Here is a 17167-nt window from a genome sequence, read left to right on the forward strand (position 1 = left end):
CCCATGGATTTCACCCTTTCCCCCCGCATCGAGGATTTTCGCGCCCGGATCGCGCGCTTCGTCGATGAGGCGGTGATGCCCGTTGAGGCCGATCGCACGCAGTGGGACGCGCATGGCAACATCGCCCATGCGCCGCTGCACGATCTGCGCGCGCGCGCCCGCGCGGACGGGTTGTGGTGCCTGCAACTCAGGCCCGAAACCGGCGGTCAGGGCCTGGGCAAGATCGGCATGGCCGTATGCTACGAGGAAATGAACCGCTCGATCTTCGGGCCGGTGGTGTTCAATTCCGCCGCCCCCGATGATGGCAACATGATGGTGCTGGAACAGGCCGCCACGCCCGCACAAAAGGCGCGCTGGCTGGCGCCCATCGTGGCGGGCGACGTGCGGTCGGCATTCGCGATGACCGAACCCCATCCGGGCGGCGGATCAGACCCCGGCATGATGCGGACCACGGCGACCAGACGCGGCGACAGCTATGTGATCCGGGGGCGCAAATGGTTCATCACCGGGGCGGCAGAGGCGCAGCATTTCATCTTGCTCGCCCGCACCTCGGACGATCCGCGCCGGGGGCTGACGGCCTTTTTGTTCGACCGCGACGAACCGGGCTGGCACATCGACCGCCGCATCCCGATCATGGGCCCCGAGGAACATGGCGGGCATTGCGAACTGGTGTTCGAGGATCTGGTGCTGCCCGCCGACCGGATCCTTCTGGGCGAAGGCCTGGGGCTGAAGCTGACGCAGATGCGGCTGGGGCCTGCGCGGCTGACCCATTGCATGCGCTGGCTGGGTCTGGCCAAGCGCTGCACGGAAATCGCGCGCGATTATGCCGACAGCCGCCATGGGTTCGGCGTGCGCCTGTCGGATCGCGAAAGCATCCAGATCAAGCTGGGCGATCTGGCCATGGGCATCGAGATCGGCCGCCTGTTGGTGATGAAGGCCGCATGGGAGCTGGAGCGCGGCGGATTTGCCAGGAAAGAGGTGTCGATGGCCAAGATCCATGTCGCCAATCTGTTGCACAAGGCTGCCGATGTGGCGATCCAGATCAACGGGGCGCGCGGCTACAGCTGCGACACGGTGCTGGAATGGATTTACCGCTACGCCCGTCAGGCGCGGCTCGTCGATGGCGCCGATGAGGTGCACCAGATGGTGTTGAACCGCCATCTGGCCGACGAGGGGCGCGATTTCTGGCGCTGGGACAGCGCGTCTGGCTGAAATCAGGGCAAGGGGGGACGACACGCCATGTTCAGCGATCCGCATCTGGCCCCGCGCGCGGCGAATTTCCGGCCGCTGACGCCGCTTGACCTGTTGGCGCGCACGCTCGAATGCCATGGCGCACGCCCGGCCGTGGCATGGCGCGACCATGTCTGGAGCTATGCGGAGTTCGGCGATCTGGTGGCGCGCATGGCCGGCGCGCTGGCCGCACAGGGCGTGGGGCCGGGCGATGTCGTGTCGGTGGCGCTTGGCAACCGCCCCGAGATGCTGGCCGCCCATTTCGCCGTGCCCGCGTTGGGGGCGGTTCTCAACACGCTCAACATCCGCCTGTCCAGCGCGGAATTGGGCTATATCCTTGATCATGCGGGCAGCAAGATCCTGGTGGCCGAGGCCGCCTATCTGCCCGATGCGGCCGATGCGCCTTTGCCCCGGCTGGTCTTGTGCAGCGCGCCCGGCGCGGGCGACGGCATCGACTGGTTTTCCGGACCTCTGCCCGATCTTGACCTGACGGGCGCCATCATGGACGAGGCGCAGCCCATCGCGCTCAACTACACCTCGGGGACGACGGGAAAACCCAAGGGCGTCGTCTATACCCATCGCGGCGCATACCTGAACGCGGTGGGCAATGTGCTGGCGCTGGGGCTGACCTGCGACAGCCGCTATTTGTGGACGCTGCCCCTGTTTCATTGCAACGGCTGGTGTCAGGGCTGGGCGGTGACGGCGGCGGGGGGCTTGCATGTCTGCCTCGACCGGGTCGATCCGGGGCTGATCCTGTCGGAAATCGACCGCCATGCCGTCACCCACATGAGCTGTGCGCCGGTGGTGCTTTACATGCTGCTTGACCATGCCACACAGGCCCCGCCCGTGCGGGTGCGGGTGACGACTGGCGGCGCGGCGCCGACGCCTGCGCTTTTGGCGGGGCTGTCGAAACTCGGCTTTGATCTGACGCATATGTATGGGCTGACCGAAAGCTATGGGCCCGCCACGTTGAACGACCCCGGCGATCCGGCCGCCGACCCGGACACGCGCGCGGCGTTGATGGCCCGCCAGGGCCGGCGTCACCCCACCGCCGGGCGCGCGCGCGTGCTGGATGAACACGGCCATGACGTGCCCGCCGATGGCACAACCATGGGCGAGATCGTGCTGGCCGGGAACACCCTGATGGCCGGTTATTTCCGCAACGCCGAAGCCACCGAGGCGGCGTTTCGCGGCGGGATGTTCTGGTCGGGCGATCTGGCGGTGGTTCATCCCGACGGACAGATCCAGATCCGCGACCGCGCCAAGGATATCATCATCACCGGCGGCGAAAATGTCTCGAGCCTCGAGGTGGAAACGGTGCTTTACCGCCACCCCGATGTGCTGCTGGCCGCCGTGGTGGCCGCACCCGATCCGAAATGGGGCGAAACGCCTTGGGCCTTTGTCGAATTGCGCCAGGGTGCCAGCACCAGCGCCGCCGCGCTGGAGGCGTTCTGCAAGGACAATCTCGCGGGCTACAAGCGCCCGCGGCGCTTTGTGTTCGGCCCCCTGCCCCGCACGGCCACCGGCAAGATCCAGAAGTTCGTGCTGCGCGCGCACGCGGCCGACACCATCGCCGCCGAGACGGTCGCATGAGCGGCGCGGGCATCGATCGCGTGGCTTTGGCCGAATGGCTGGCCCAGCGCCTGCCGGGATCGGGTCTGCCCGCGCTGACCCCCATCGGCGGCGGGCAATCCAACCCGACATGGTTCGTCGATTGGGGCACCGCCCGGCTTGTGCTGCGCAAAAAGCCCCAAGGCCCGATCCTGCCCGGGGCGCATGCGGTCGAGCGCGAATTTCGCGTGCTGCGCGCGCTGTGGAACAGCGATGTGCCGGTTCCCCGCGCGCTGTGGCTTGAGGAAGACACACACATCCTAGGCACGCCCTTTTACGTGATGGAGCGGCTGGACGGGCGGGTGTTCAACGACACCAGCCTGCCCGGCTTGTCGCCGGCTGAACGGCGCGCGATGTATCTGGACATGGCGCGCGTTCTGGCGCGGCTGCATGCGGTGCGCCCCGATGCGGTGGGGCTGGCCGATTTCGGCAAGCCCGGCAATTACTTTGCCCGCCAGATCAGCCGCTGGAGCGCGCAATACGCCGGGTCGACCGGGCCGCGCATCGCGGCGCTGGATTTTCTGGTGGACTGGCTGCCCGGCCATATGCCGCCAGATGACGGCGCGGTCGCAATCGCGCATGGCGATTTCCGGCTGGGCAACATGATGTGGCATCCGACCGAGCCCCGCATCATCGGGGTGCTGGATTGGGAATTGTCCACGCTCGGCCATCCGCTGGCCGATCTGGGCTTTTGTGCCATCCCGTGGCACAGCGCCCCCGATGAATATGGCGGGCTTATGGGCAGCGATTGGCAGGCCGCCGGCATTCCCGCACGCGATGGCTTTGTGGCCGAATATCTGGCCCATGCGCGCCCCACCGGCCCGCTTTTGCCGTTTCACATCGCGTTTGCGCTGTTTCGTTTTGCGGTGATCTTTGTGGGCATCGCGGACCGCGCGCGGGCCGGATCGGCCGCATCGCGCGAAGCGGCCGATCTTGGCCCACTGGCCGAACGCTTTGCACGCCGCGCACGCGAGGTGATCGCGGCCATCGAACCATCACAGGGGGCAAGCCATGGTGCTGTTTAAGGCAATCGATGCACTCAACATCGCGATTGGCAAGACAATCAGCCTGTTGATCTGGGCGGGGATCGTGGTGCTGTGCTACGAGGTGGTGGCGCGCTACATCTTTGGCCAGCCGACGCTTTGGGCACATGGCTACACGCAGCGCATCTTTGGCTCCTATTTCGTGCTGGTGGGCGCCTATACGCTGATCCGCAACGATCATGTGCGGGTCGATCTGTTGCTCAACACGGGCTCTGCGCGGCGGCGGGCGCTGCTCGATCTGCTCAATTTCAGCTTCCTGATCATCTGGGGCGCGGTCCTGTCCTGGGAGGCGTTCTGGTTTTTCGAAGACAGCTGGCGCTTTGGCGAGGTCGATGAAAGCGCGCTGCGCCACCCGATGTGGCCGGTCAAGCTGGCCATGTTCGCGGGTGTCGCGCTGATCACGTTGCAAGGCGTGGTGGAAGCAGTGCGCGCGATGATCCGTATCGTCAATCCGGACGCCGATCTTGGCCGTGCCGCAACCGCGGGGAGTGCCGCACAATGACCCCCGAACTTCTGACGCTGGGCATGTTCGGCATGCTGCTGGTCGCGATCTTGCTCGGCGTGTCGCTGTCTTTTGCCTTGGGCGGCACGGCGGTGGTGTTCGGGCTGTTGATGTTTGGTCCCAACGGCATGTTCACCATCGTGTCGACCATGTTCGGATCGATGTGGTCGATCTTGTTGTCGGCCATTCCGCTGTTCGTGTTCATCGGCGTGGCGCTGGCGCGATCGAGGATCGCCGAGGATCTCTATCACGCCTTCTACCTGTGGTCGGGGCGGATGCCGGGGGGATTGCTGATCGGCACCTCGGGCTTTGCCGCGACGCTGTCGGCGATGACGGGAAGCTGCGCGGCCTCGACCGTGACGACGGGGCTTGTGGGCATGCCCGCCATGGCGCAGCGCGGCTATGACAGGCGCTTTGTGCTGGGCACCATCGGGGCATCGGGCACCTTGGGGATCTTGATCCCGCCCTCGATCACGCTGATCTTGATCGGCATGCAGACCGGGCAATCGGTGGGCCGGCTGTTCATGGGCGGGCTGGTGGCGGGGCTGTTCCTGCTGGCCATGTTCATGGCCTATGTGGCGATCAAGAGCTGGCGCAATCCCGCCCTTGCGCCGCCATCCGACACCACCGCACCCCTGGCGGAGCGCATCGGGTCGCTGCGCGCGGTGATCTTGCCCTTGATGGTGATCTTGTCGGTTCTGGTGTCGATCTTTGCGGGCATCGCGACCCCCACCGAAGCGGCCGCCGTGGGCGCGCTGGCGGTGGTTCTGTCGGTGGCGATCCGGGGCGAGTTGACGCTCGATTACATGCGCAAGATCAGCCATGACACCGCGTCGATGACCGGCATGGTGATCTGGATCGTGTTTGGCGCCTCGGCCTTTGTGGCGGTTTATGGCGGCGGCGGCGGCACGCGCTTCATGACCAGCTTTCTGCTGGGCATCGAGATCGAGCCCTGGATGATGATCTTGCTGATGCAGTTGATCACGCTGATCCTGGGCATGTTTCTGGATCCCATCGGGATCATCTTGCTGGTGCTGCCGATCTTTTTCCCGATCGTCACCGCATTGGGCTATGATCCGATCTGGTTTTGCATCCTGTTCCAGCTGAACCTGTGCATCGGCTACATCTCGCCGCCCTTTGGCTATAATCTGTTCTATCTCAAGACGTTGAGCCCGCAGACGCCGATCCTTGAGATCTACAAGGCGATTTTCCCGTTCTTTTTTCTGATGCTGGCCACGGGGGCCGCGATTTTCCTGTTCCCCGAAATCGTGACCAGCTTCACCGCCATCCCCGCGCGTTGAGGCGCCGGGGCGACTGCCCACCAGAGGAGGAGAAGACCATGACAGACAAGACCCAACCGCTTTCACGCCGCGGCTTTTTCGCCGCGTCGGCAGGCGCTGCTGCTGGCGTCACGCTGGCTGCACCGCCGGTGATTGCACAATCCAAGACCGTCTGGCGCATGCAGACCCATTGGCCGACCGGCAACTGGTATTACGAAGATGTCTTCGTGAAGTTCTGCAACCGCATCACCGAGGCCACCGGCGGCGAGCTGACCGTGGAACCCCACGCCCCCGAAAGCCTTGTGCCGACCGGCGAAGTGCTGAACGCCGTGCGCCGTGGCTTGCTGGAAAGCGCCTTCATCTATCCGGCCTACTGGATCGGGCGCGTGCCCGCCGCAGGTCACCTGAACGGCCATATCGGCGTCTGGGACCGCCACGAGGAAATGGACATCTTCTACTATGAAATGGGCGCGCTGGATGTGATCCGCGAAGCCTATGCCGAGCAAGGTGTCCATCAGGTGGGCCCGGTGTCCTATTCGGGTCTGACGCTGTGGGGCAACCGCCCGCTGCGCACCACCGCCGATTTCGCGGGCTGGCCGGTGCGTTCGACGGGGGCGGCGGGCCTTGTGCTGGCCAAGATGGGCGCATCGCCCGTGTCGATCCCGGGCGGCGAGCTGTATCAGGCGCTGCAGTCGGGCGTGGTCGAAGGCGCGCATTGGGGATCGACCTCGACCGCATGGGGCATGAATTTCCAGGAAGTGTGCAAATACATCATGGAGCCCGATCTGCTTGGCCATCTGAACGGCGAAGTCATGGTGGGTCTGGATGCCTGGAACGCGGTCGGCGACGACCATCGCGCCGTCGTCACCGAAATCGTGCGCGCCACCTCGGCCGAGGCGGCGGCGCATTTCCTCTATCGCGATATCACCTTCAAGCAGAAATTCGTTGCCGAAATGGGCGGTGAACTGGTGCGCATCGATGATGAGGCGCTGGCAGCATTGCGCACCGCCTCGCTGGCGGTCGTGGATGACTTCTCGGTGCAAGACCCGACCTATTGCGGTCGTCTGGGTGAAATGCTGCACGAATTCCTGCGCATGACAGGACGTGCCTGATCGCCTAGTGTCAAGATCTGCGGGGGCCGGTGCGCCGGCCCCCGCGTGTTGTGCGACCTGACAGATGAGGACATCATGCCCCTTCCCGCCACCATGACCGTGGTTGAAATCTCGCAATTCGGCGGGCCAGAGGTCTTGCTGCCTGCGACAGCGCCCGTGCCGCAACCCGGCGAGGGCCAGATCCTGATCCAGATCGCCTATGCCGGGGTGAACCGCCCCGACGCCTTGCAGCGCGCCGGAAACTATGCGCCCCCCAAGGATGCCTCGCCCCTTCCGGGGCTCGAGGCTTCGGGCCATGTGGCGGCCATCGGCCCCGGCGTGACGCGCTGGGCGGTGGGCGATGCGGTCTGTGCGCTCTTGCCGGGTGGCGGCTATGCCGAATATGCCGTAACCGCCGCCGATCACGCCCTGCCCGTGCCGCGCGGCATGTCGCTGGAGGCCGCGGCGGGGCTCTGCGAGACGTTTTTCACCGTCTGGACCAATGTGTTCTTGCGCGGCCGCCTGACGGCGGGCGAGAAATTCCTTGTGCATGGCGGATCCTCGGGTATCGGCACGACGGCGATTCAACTGGCGCGCCTGCGCGGTGCGCGGGTCTTTGCCACCGCAGGCTCGGATGAGAAATGCGCGGCCTGCGTGGCTTTGGGTGCCGAACAGGCGATCAATTACCGCACCACCGATTATGTGGCCGCCCTGCGCGCCGAAAAGGGCGCCGATGTGATCCTCGACATGGTGGGGGGCGACTATATCGCGCGCAATCTCGATGCGCTGGCGATGGATGGGCGGCTGGTGCAGATCGCTTATCTGCAAGGCTCCAAGGTCTCGCTTGACATGATGCAGGTGATGACGCGGCGGCTGACGATCACGGGATCGACACTGCGCCCGCAATCGCACGCGGCCAAGGCCGCCATCGCCCGCGATCTTCTGGCCGAGGTCTGGCCGCATCTGGACAGCGGCGCGATTGCCCCGGTGATGGACAGCGTCTTTCCCTTGGCCGAAGCGGCCCGGGCGCATGCGCGGATGGAAAGTTCGGCCAATATCGGCAAGATCATCCTCAAGGTGATCTGAGCATGGGCGATTGGCGCGATCACGACCTGTCGCGGCGTCACCGGATCGCCTCGACCGGCACGCCGGGTCTGATGTTGACCTTGCGTCAGCGCGGCGCGGCGGGGCCACCGGTGCTGTTCGTGCATGGCGCGACCTTTTCGGGGCGGCTCTTCGACATCCCTCATCCCGGTCTGAACTGGCTGCAGGTGGCCGCCGATGCGGGCTTTGCCGCCTATGCCATCGACATCCGGGGCTATGGGCTGTCAAAACCCGATGCCTTTCCCGAAGGCCGGGCCTATGCCCAGGGCCACGAGGCCATCGCCGATATCGGCGATGCCGTCGACTGGATCGCGGCGCGCCATGGCGGAGCAAGGGTGGCGCTGGTGGGCTGGTCATGGGGCACGCTGACCACATCGCGCTATGCGCTGGGGGCGGGCGCGGGCAAGATCCGCGCGCTGGCGCTTTACGCGCCCATCTATGCCGAGGTGAACGCGGAATGGGTCGCCGTCATGGCCGACCCCGCCGACAAGACCCGCCACCGCGATTTCGCCCCCTATCGCCATGTCACGCTCGACGACACCCGCGCGCGCTGGGATGCGCAACTGCCGCAAGGGGCCGATTGGCGCGATGAGGCCGTGTTGCAGGCGATGGTTGCCGCCTCGATCGACGATGATGGCGGGGCATCCGATCATTTCCGCGTGCCCAACGGCACATTTCTCGATCTGTGGGAATGCTTCAATGGCCGGCCCATCCATGACCCGGGCGCCATCACCTGCCCCACGCTCCTGATCCGGGGCGCACAGGATCCGACCTCGACCCGCACCGACACGCTGGCGCTGTTCGACCGCTTGGGGGCCACCGATCGCACCTATGTCGAGATCGCGGGCGGCACGCATTTCATCAATGCCGAAGCCCGTGCGCCGGCCTTGTTGGATGCGGTGAACGCTTTCCTGCGCCGGACGGCCCAACCCTAGACAAGCCCCCCTGAGGCCGCATGTCGCACTGGAATTCGCGCGGGGGTGCGGCAGAACCTTCCTCCATGGGAAGGTTTGGCGCAATTCTCCGCAACAGGCTTGCCGCGGCACTTGTCGTGCTGGGCTTGGCGCTGTCGGGCTTTGCCCATCGCCCCGCCGCCCAGCCCCTGCCCGAGCCCCAGATCGCGGCCTATCTGGCGCTTGGCGGCTCGCTCCATGATCTGTGCCTGACCGATGATCCGGGCGGGCATGGCGAGCATGAGGGGATGCTCTCGGACTGCCCGGCCTGCACGCTGTGCAAGGGCATGGCGCTTGCGGGCGCGCAGGCCGGGCCATCCGCGCCAGTGGGTTGCGGCAAGACCCGTGCGATCTGGCCTGCGCTTGCGGTTCCCATCGGCCCTGTTCCCCATCTCCCCGAGGCACGCGCCCCCCCGGTTGCCGCGGTGATCTAATCCCCAGAGCGCAGCTTGCGGCTTGGCTTGGGTCTCAAGACCCTGCGCGCTGCCGACTGTCTTGATCAGCACGATCCATCGGGCCCTTGCGCCCCTGCCGGACGGCCCCCCCGCGGGCTGCGGCCATTCCAACATAGATGAACGGATCAAAACCGATGAAACACCTGATTGCTCTTGCAGCCCTTGCGCTGCCGCTTGCCGTCGCCACCGAGACCGCAGCCCATGCCACCTTCGCCGAAACCGAGGTGGTTCAGAACCAGACCGCCCGCCTGACGCTCCGCGTGCCCCATGGCTGCGGCGACGAGGCCACGCTGCGCGTGCGCATCCAGATCCCCGAGGGCGTCATCTCCGCTCAACCCATGGTCAAAGCCGGGTGGGCGCTGGAAACCGTGACAGGCCCTTACGCAAACGCCCATACCGTGCACGGCCGCACCGTGACCGAGGGCGTGCGCGAGATCATCTGGTCGGGCGAGCTGCCCGATGCCTTTTACGATGAATTCGTGTTCCGCGCCCGCGTGACCGAGGAAGCCCCGGCTGGCGAGATGCTCTACATCCCCGTGGTGCAGGAATGCGCCAACGGGGCCGAACGCTGGATCGACATTCCCGGCCCCGGCCAGACCTCGGGCGATCTGGAAGGCCCCGCTCCGGGCGTGATGGTGATGCCCGCCGGTCACAGCCACTGATCGAGGACCAAATCCGCAAGGGGCCGCGCGATCTGGCGCGGCCCCTCCCCTTGCCCCAAGGATTATGCCCCGATGCGCGCGCTCTTGCTTGGTCTTGCCCTTATGCTGGTCCTGCCCGGGGCCGCTCTGGCGCATGCGCAACTGCGCAGCGCTGATCCCGCGCCGGGGGCGATGCTGGCCGAGATACCCCAACAGGTCCAACTGCGCTTCAATGAGCCTGTGACGCCCTTGGTCTTGCGCTGGATCGGGCCCGATGGGGCCATCACCGATCTTGCCGCCGAGGCTCAAGGCGACAGCCTCATCATGACCCCGCCCGCCGGCATCAAGCCGGGCACGCAGTTTGTATCATGGCGCGTGGTCTCGGCCGATGGGCATGGCGTGGGCGGCACGCACAGCTTTCACATCGGCACGGCCACGGCACGGGCGGAAGCGACCGAGGCGCCGGCATCGGGAGCGGCGCGGGTGGCGGTCGCGGCGCGGGCGATCTTGACCTTGTCGCTGGCCATCGCGCTTGGCGCTGTGCTGGCGCCCGGCCTGATCACCGCAACGCCGCCGGACCGGATCTTGCGCCAAGGCGGGCTGGTCGCGGTAGCGCTTGGGAGCGTCGCGGGATTGGCGCTGGTTGCGGCCGAAGGGCTGGCCCTGGTGTCGCTGCCGCCCGGGGCGTTGCTCACGTCTGCGCCATGGCGGGCCGTTCAGGCCACACCCTTGGTCGCGGCCGTTGCGGTGATCGGGCTGGCGCTTGGGTTTGTTGCGCTGGCCTTGGCGCCAGGCCCGCAAGACCGGGGGCGGCGTCTGGTGCTGGCTCTGGTCGCTTGGGCGCTGGGCGCTGCATCCTTTGCGCTGTCGGGCCATGGCGCGACCGCCGAACCGCAGGCCGTGGCGCGGGCTGTGCTGGTCTTGCATGGCGGCGCGCTTCTGGTCTGGCTGGGCGCGCTCTGGCCGCTGGTGCGGCTGGCGCGCGCGCAGGGTGGCGCGCCTGCGCTGGCGCGCTTTGGCCGCTTGATCACGCCGCTGGTCGCGGTGCTGATCCTGAGCGGTCTGGTGCTGACATGGCTTCAAACAAGAAACCCCATGGACCTGTTCGGCGCGCCATGGGGCGTGATCCTTTCGGCCAAGCTGGCGCTGGTCGGGGCACTTCTGGGTCTGGCGCTGCGAAACCGGCTGGTCCTGACGCCCGCCTTGGCGGCCGATGCGCCGGCTGCTGCCCCACGTCTGGCCCGCGCGATCCGGGCCGAGATCGTGCTGGCCATCGTGATCGTGATCTTGGCCTCATCGCTCCGGCTGGTGCCGCCACCCCGCGCGCTGTTGGCCGTGCCAGAACCGCTCCATGCCCATTTTCACGGCGAGCGTGCCATGGCCGATATCCGCCTCAGCCCCGGCCCTGCCGCCGCGTGGGAAATGACGCTTGGCGTTCAGACGGGCGATTTCACCGCGCTGGTCCCGCGCGAGGTGACGGTGATCCTTGCGCAGCCCGGCTATGGGCTCGAGCCCTTGCGCATCACCGCACGGCCCGGTGCGGATGGGCTTTGGCACACGGCCCCCTTCACCCTGCCCCGTCCCGGTGCGTGGGAGGTGACGCTTCGCCTTTTGATCAGCGATTTCGAAAGCGTGACGCTGCGCGACACCCTGCGGATCGCGCCTTGAGGCCGACACCATCAGCGATGCGTCTGATCCCCCGCAGCAGGCAGCGGCGCATTGGCCATCGCTTGGCTGAGCGCCACACCCGACAGGCCAGATGACCGCATCGCGGCGATCAGGCGGGCGGCCTGATCGGCGGCATCCGTCACGCCTGTGCCTGCCGCGCGGATGTTGGAGATGCAGTTGCGCGCGCTGTCTTGCGTCCGAGCGGCGGGGCGGTGGGTGATATAGACCCCAAGGCTGTCGGCGGCCGACAGGCCCGGCCGCTCGCCCAGGGCGATCACCACGCTCTGAGCCCCCAAGCCCCGCGCGATCCCATCGCCCAGCGCCACCCGGGCCTGCCGCGCCAAGATGACGGGCGAAACCCTGAGCCCCATCTGACGCAAGAGCAAAGCCAATTCGGCCATGAAGGCTGCCCCGTTCAGCATCACGGCTGTGGCAGACAGGCCGTCACCCAACACCAGGGCGACATCGGCCGGGCCGATATCGGCCAGCGCGCGGGCGGCATCCTGGGGCAGATGGCGGCCCAGATCGGGGCGGCGGATGAAACTGTCGCGCCCGGTGGCCGCGCTGCTGACCACATGATGGGCAAGCCCAAGCCGGTCCAGCGTCGCGCCCAGTTCGGGCAGGTCCAACTCGGCCAGCACGGCGGCACGCGCGCGCGCATGATCAAGCGCAAAGCCCAGCCTGTCGGCGGTGGCCAGCGCCCGGCCGCGCGGGCCCAGCGTGAGCCGTGCCTGTGTCACGGCGCGCAACGATGCGGGCAGATCGCTCATGACCCCGGCAACCGCACCCGTCCCAGTGCCGCCGCAAGGCTGGGCTGGCTGACACCGGGCACGCCGATGCCATTGGCCACCATCCACGCCGCGAATTCGGGCGCAGGCGGGCGGCCCAGCGTCTGGCGGATGAACTGGGCGTCGTGGAACGACAGCGATTGATAATTCAACATGATGTCATCGGCACCCGGCACGGTGATGACGAAATTGACGCCGGCCGCGGCCAGCGCGGTCAGCAAGATGTCCATGTCTTCCTGATCGGCAAAGGAATGGTTGGTGTAGCACACATCCACCCCCATCGGCAGGCCCAGAAGCTTGCCGCAGAAATGATCCTCGAGGCCCGCGCGGATGATCTGCTTGCCATCGGCCAGATACTCCGGCCCGATAAAGCCCACGACGCTATTGACCAGCAGCGGCCGGTAGCGCCGCGCCACCGCATAGGCGCGCGTTTCCATCGTCTGCTGGTCCATGCCGTGATGCGCCCCCGCCGACAGCGCCGCCCCCTGGCCCGTTTCGAAATACATCAGATGTGCGCCCGGCGGCGCGCGACCCAGCCCTGCCACGGCTTCGGCGGCCTCATCAAGCATGGCCAGAGTGATGCCAAAGCCCTCATTGGCCTTTTGCGAGCCTGCAACCGATTGAAACACCAGATCGACCGGCGCGCCCGCCGCCATTGCCGCCAGTGCCGTTGTCACATGGCCAAGGCAACAGCTTTGCGTCGGGATGTCCAACTGGGTGCGGATCGCCTCCAGCACCTCGCAGATCCGGATGTAATCGGGCAGGCTATCGGTGGCGGGATTGACCCCGATCACCGCATCCCCCGCCCCCATCAACAACCCGTCAAGCGCCGACAGCGCGATGCCCCGGCTGTCATCGGTGGGGTGGTTGGGTTGGTTGCGCGTCGACATCCGGCCGCTGAGCCCGATGGTAGAGCGAAACCGCGTCACGACCTCGACCTTGGCGGCCACCGCGATCAGATCCTGAGCGCGCATGATCTTGCTGACAGCGGCCACCATTTCAGGTGTCAGACCGGGGGCGAGTGCGGCCAGATCCGCCCCGGTCGTGGCCGGATCAAGCAGCCAGTCGCGCAAGGCCCCCACACTCAGCGCGGCCACGGGCGCAAAGGCGGCCGCGTCATGTTGGGCCATGATAAGGTCGGTCACGCTGTCGCCCCCGACCTCCAGCACATCTTGCAGAAAATCCCCCAGCGCCACATCGGCCAGCGCATGCTGGGCGGCGATCCGCTCGAGCGGGCCATCGGCGGCAAGGCCTGCCAGCACATCGCCCGACCGCTCGGGCGAGGCGCGGGCCAGCAGCACCTTGAGCGAGGGAAAGCTGTAGCGTGTCGCGTTCAGATCGGCGTGATAGGGCATGGCCAAAGATCAGCACGCCCCGCCCCGCCGAGGCAAGCCCCAACTTGCCCCACCGCGCCTATCGCGCCCCGGCCCGCGCCCGCAACCCGGCCAGCGCCATCGCCAACAACCCCAAGGCCAGCCCCCAGAATGGCGCACCGACCGACCAGAACGACACGCCCGAAGCCGTCACCGCAAAGGTCAGCGCGGCCGGAAAACTGTCGCCCCCGCTGCCAAAAGCGGCCCGAAGCGCGCCCATGAAGGGCCCGATCAGCGCCAGACCGGCCAGAATCGTGATCAGCGCACCCGGCAGGCTGGCCGCCATCACCACGACCGAAGCCCCGATCAGCGCCAGACCGGCATATCCTGCACCATAGACAAGACCGCCTTTCCAGCGCTCCTGCGGATCGGGATGGGCATCAGGGCCCGTGCAGATTGCCGCCGTGATCGCGGCAAGGCTGGTGGTATGGCCGCCAAAGGGCGCGGTCAGCACCGACAAGGCCCCCGTGACGTTCAAGATCGCGGGCACCGGCGGCGCGTAGCCATCGGCCCTCAGCACCGCAATGCCGGGCAGGTTCTGTGACGCCATGGTGACGATGTAGAGCGGCAGCGCCAGACCCAGAACCGTGCCCGCATCAAGCACCGGCACGATCAGCACCGGCGGCGACAGCGCGATGGCCGGCAGAGCGCCGTGCATCCCGGCCGCCAGCACGATCCCCACCCCCACACAGATCGCCGCGATCACCGCCCAAGCCGCCGACCACAGCCGCACCAGCAAAAAGGCCGCGACCATCGGCACCCCAAGCACCGGAAGCGCCACGCTGTCGACCACCGCACCCGCGACGAAATCAAACAGCACCCCCGCCAGCAGCGCGGTGGCCAATGCCGCAGGGATGCGTGCGGCCGCGGCCCCCAGCGGCCGGATCACGCCCGTCAGCACGATCAGCGCGCCCGCAACCAGGAACGCCCCGACCGCCTGTTCCATGTCGATGCCCACCGAGGCTGCAATCAAGGCCGCGCCGGGTGTCGACCATGCCAGAACGACAGGCATCTTGCTGCGCCAGGACAGCCATAGGCTGCCCGCTGCCATCGACAGGCACAAGACGGTGATCCACGAGGCCTTTTGCGCCTCGGTCGCACCGAGGCTGTCCGCGGCGGCAATCACCACCGCGACCGATCCACCAAAGCCCACCACGACCGCCACCAGCCCCGATGTCACCAGCGATGCCTTCATCGCGACCTCCCGGCCCTTTGCCCAAGGCCCGATACCTTTCGCGGATCCCGGCCGGGGTCAAGCGGGTGAGGCGCGCGCCTTGGGCGCTGACATCCGTGGGCCCTGCGTGTTCCGGCCGATGGGTGGCGCTGCCGCGTGCGTGCTGGGCGTGGCAGCACCCGCCTGTTGGGCCCGCCATCCTTGTGGACATGAGGCTTTTGGCAGGCAGCGGGCACAAAATCGGAAAAAATCCGGGCGATGTCTGCCGAGTGGCAGCTTTCGTGCGGCGGGTTCTCGACATATCGGCCGGGATCGCCTAGCAGGGAGGTGTGGCACGCCTTATGCGTGTATTGCCAACGGACCCCTCCTGATGATCCCAACCCTGACCGAAGCCCTCGCCGAACGCGGGTTCGATGTGCTGACCGATGTGCAGCGCGCCGTGACCGCCCCCGAACTGGCCCAAGCCGACCTGTTGGTGTCGGCGCAGACCGGATCGGGCAAGACGGTGGGTTTCGGGCTTGCCATCGCATCCACCCTGATGGGCGAGGATAGCCGCCTTGGCCCGCCCGCCGCCCCCTTGGCGCTGGTCATCGCGCCGACGCGCGAATTGGCGATGCAGGTCCAGCGCGAACTGGCCTGGCTCTATGGCAAGGCGGGCGCGCGGGTGGTGTCGTGCATCGGCGGCATGGATGCCCGCGAAGAGCGCCGCGCGCTGGAACGCGGCGCGCATATCGTCGTGGGCACGCCGGGGCGGCTGCGCGACCATATCATGCGCCGCGTTCTGGATCTGACCGATATCCGTGCCATCGTGCTGGATGAAGCCGATGAGATGCTGGATCTGGGCTTTCGCGAGGATCTGGAATTCATGCTGGGGGCCGCCCCGTCGGACCGGCGCACGCTGTTGTTCTCGGCCACCGTGCCGCCCGCCATCGCGGAACTGGCCAAACAGTTTCAGCGCGACGCGGTGCGCGTGACCACACTGGCGCGCGGCAGCCAGCATGCCGACATCAGCTATCAGGTGGTTCAGGTCGCGGCGCAGGATGCGGAGAACGGCATCATCAACCTGTTGCGGTTTCACGATGCGCCGACCGCTCTTGTCTTTGCCAATACCCGCGCCATGGTCGCGCGTCTGGCGGCGCGCTTTGCCAATCGCGGGCTGTCGGTTGTCAGCCTGTCGGGTGAACTCAGCCAGGACGAGCGCAGCCATGCGCTGCAAGCGATGCGCGACGGGCGCGCGCGGGTCTGTGTGGCCACCGACGTGGCCGCGCGTGGCATCGATCTGCCCAAGCTCGATCTGGTGATCCATGCCGATCTGCCGACCAACACCGAGACGCTGTTGCACCGGTCCGGCCGGACCGGCCGCGCCGGGCGCAAGGGCATTTCGGCGATGATCGTGCCCGACAAGATGACCAACAAGGCCTCGCGGCTGCTCAAATGGGCCAAGATCGAGGCGGAATGGACCTTTGCACCGACCGCCGACGAAATTCTGGCACTCGATGAGACGCGGCTTTTGTCGGATGACATCTGGACCGCCAGCGCCACGGATGCAGAGGCGGCCTTTGCCGCCAAGCTCATGGCCAGCCACAGCCCCGACCAGATCGCGACCGCCTGTCTGCGGCTCTATCGCGCGGGCTTGTCCGCGCCCGAGGATCTGGGTGCGCCCATGGCCGCGGGTGCGCGCCCCGAGCGGCAGGCCTTTGGGCCTTCGGTCTGGTTCGAACTGTCGGTCGGCCGCGCCGGGCGCGCCGAGGCGCGCTGGCTCTTGCCGCTTTTGTGCCGGGCGGGAAACCTTGAGAAATCATCGATCGGCAAGATCCGCGTGCAAGAGGACAGCACCCTGGTCGAGATCGCCGAAGGCGCCGTGCCGGGCCTGATGGCGCGGTTGGGCAGCGATGGCATGCTGGAGGACGGGATCACCGCCCGGCAAAGCGCGGCCCCAAGCGGCGCGCCACGCGCAAGCGCTGCAAACCCCGACCGGCCCAAACCCGCACGCGGCAAACCCGCGCGCCCCATCGAAGACACCGCGCCCCCCCCGGTTGCGGCCGAGATCGCCGCCCCCCCCCCTGTCCGCGCGCCCGCACCGCAGCCGGAACCCGAACCGGCCCCCGCCCCAAAGGCCGCGCCGGCACCCGCAGCCGCGCCCGTGGCGGCCGTCGAACGACCGCGCAAGCCCGCCGCCTCCGCCGATCGGGCTGACAACGGCCCAAAGCCGCACAGACCCAAGCCAAAGGCGATCGACACAAGCCCGACCGAC

General features: G+C 67.2%; 15 protein-coding genes. 12 read left to right on the top strand and 3 right to left on the bottom strand.

Annotation, left to right across the window (positions count from 1 at the left end; genetic code table 11):
* The first annotated feature begins 3 nt into the window (after positions 1 to 3).
* The 11 genes from Q0094_RS00505 (at position 4) to Q0094_RS00555 (ending at position 11578) form a co-directional block, all read left to right on the top strand.
* Complete coding sequence (locus Q0094_RS00505) at positions 4 to 1212, top strand: acyl-CoA dehydrogenase family protein (RefSeq protein ID WP_297614085.1); 1209 nt, start codon at positions 4 to 6, stop codon at positions 1210 to 1212.
* Positions 1213 to 1239: 27 nt separating this feature from the next.
* On the top strand, positions 1240 to 2823 hold the full coding sequence (locus tag Q0094_RS00510) for an AMP-binding protein (RefSeq protein ID WP_297614087.1): 1584 nt from the start codon (positions 1240 to 1242) through the stop codon (positions 2821 to 2823).
* Positions 2820 to 3866, top strand: a complete 1047-nt coding sequence (locus tag Q0094_RS00515) for a phosphotransferase family protein (RefSeq protein WP_297614089.1) — start codon at positions 2820 to 2822, stop codon at positions 3864 to 3866. The genes Q0094_RS00510 and Q0094_RS00515 overlap by 4 nt, the downstream gene beginning before the upstream one ends.
* On the top strand, positions 3853 to 4386 hold the full coding sequence (locus Q0094_RS00520; protein WP_297614091.1) for a TRAP transporter small permease subunit: 534 nt from the start codon (positions 3853 to 3855) through the stop codon (positions 4384 to 4386). Before Q0094_RS00515 ends, Q0094_RS00520 begins: the two co-directional genes overlap by 14 nt.
* Positions 4383 to 5687 carry a TRAP transporter large permease subunit gene (locus Q0094_RS00525; protein WP_297614093.1) on the top strand — a complete coding sequence of 435 codons (1305 nt, stop codon included), beginning with the start codon at positions 4383 to 4385 and terminating at the stop codon, positions 5685 to 5687. Before Q0094_RS00520 ends, Q0094_RS00525 begins: the two co-directional genes overlap by 4 nt.
* Before the next feature lie 38 nt (positions 5688 to 5725).
* Complete coding sequence (locus Q0094_RS00530) at positions 5726 to 6778, top strand: TRAP transporter substrate-binding protein (protein ID WP_297614095.1); 1053 nt, start codon at positions 5726 to 5728, stop codon at positions 6776 to 6778.
* 75 nt (positions 6779 to 6853) lie between these two features.
* Positions 6854 to 7843: an NAD(P)H-quinone oxidoreductase gene (locus tag Q0094_RS00535; RefSeq protein WP_297614097.1), complete on the top strand. Its 990-nt coding sequence runs from the start codon at positions 6854 to 6856 to the stop codon at positions 7841 to 7843.
* A 2-nt stretch (positions 7844 to 7845) separates the two neighbouring features.
* On the top strand, positions 7846 to 8796 hold the full coding sequence (locus Q0094_RS00540) for an alpha/beta hydrolase (RefSeq protein ID WP_297614099.1): 951 nt from the start codon (positions 7846 to 7848) through the stop codon (positions 8794 to 8796).
* Between the two features lie 65 nt (positions 8797 to 8861).
* Entirely contained in the window at positions 8862 to 9248 is a 387-nt protein-coding gene (locus Q0094_RS00545) for a hypothetical protein (protein WP_297614101.1), read from the top strand.
* 155 nt (positions 9249 to 9403) lie between these two features.
* Positions 9404 to 9931 carry a DUF1775 domain-containing protein gene (locus Q0094_RS00550; RefSeq protein WP_297614103.1) on the top strand — a complete coding sequence of 176 codons (528 nt, stop codon included), beginning with the start codon at positions 9404 to 9406 and terminating at the stop codon, positions 9929 to 9931.
* Between the two features lie 72 nt (positions 9932 to 10003).
* The gene (locus Q0094_RS00555) at positions 10004 to 11578 is read left to right on the top strand and encodes a CopD family protein (protein WP_297614105.1); all 1575 of its coding nucleotides are present in this window, start codon (positions 10004 to 10006) and stop codon (positions 11576 to 11578) included.
* An 11-nt stretch (positions 11579 to 11589) separates the two neighbouring features.
* Here Q0094_RS00555 and eutC read toward each other — a convergent pair whose 3' ends face one another.
* Genes eutC through Q0094_RS00570 form a run of 3 tightly spaced genes read right to left on the bottom strand, consistent with a single transcriptional unit; the run spans position 11590 to position 14934 of the window.
* Positions 11590 to 12348 (bottom strand): ethanolamine ammonia-lyase subunit EutC, encoded by a 759-nt coding sequence (gene eutC / locus Q0094_RS00560; protein WP_297614107.1) that lies wholly within the window; start codon positions 12346 to 12348, stop codon positions 11590 to 11592.
* On the bottom strand, positions 12345 to 13721 hold the full coding sequence (locus Q0094_RS00565; protein ID WP_297614109.1) for an ethanolamine ammonia-lyase subunit EutB: 1377 nt from the start codon (positions 13719 to 13721) through the stop codon (positions 12345 to 12347). Before Q0094_RS00565 ends, eutC begins: the two co-directional genes overlap by 4 nt.
* Before the next feature lie 58 nt (positions 13722 to 13779).
* Positions 13780 to 14934 carry a benzoate/H(+) symporter BenE family transporter gene (locus Q0094_RS00570; RefSeq protein WP_297614111.1) on the bottom strand — a complete coding sequence of 385 codons (1155 nt, stop codon included), beginning with the start codon at positions 14932 to 14934 and terminating at the stop codon, positions 13780 to 13782.
* Between the two features lie 349 nt (positions 14935 to 15283).
* On the opposite strand from Q0094_RS00570, the gene Q0094_RS00575 reads away from it, so the two are divergent.
* The coding region (locus tag Q0094_RS00575) for a DEAD/DEAH box helicase (RefSeq protein ID WP_297614113.1) at positions 15284 to 17167 on the top strand (1884 nt) is incomplete at its 3' end.

Source organism: uncultured Roseicyclus sp. (assembly GCF_937892565.1).
Classification (GTDB): domain Bacteria; phylum Pseudomonadota; class Alphaproteobacteria; order Rhodobacterales; family Rhodobacteraceae; genus Roseicyclus.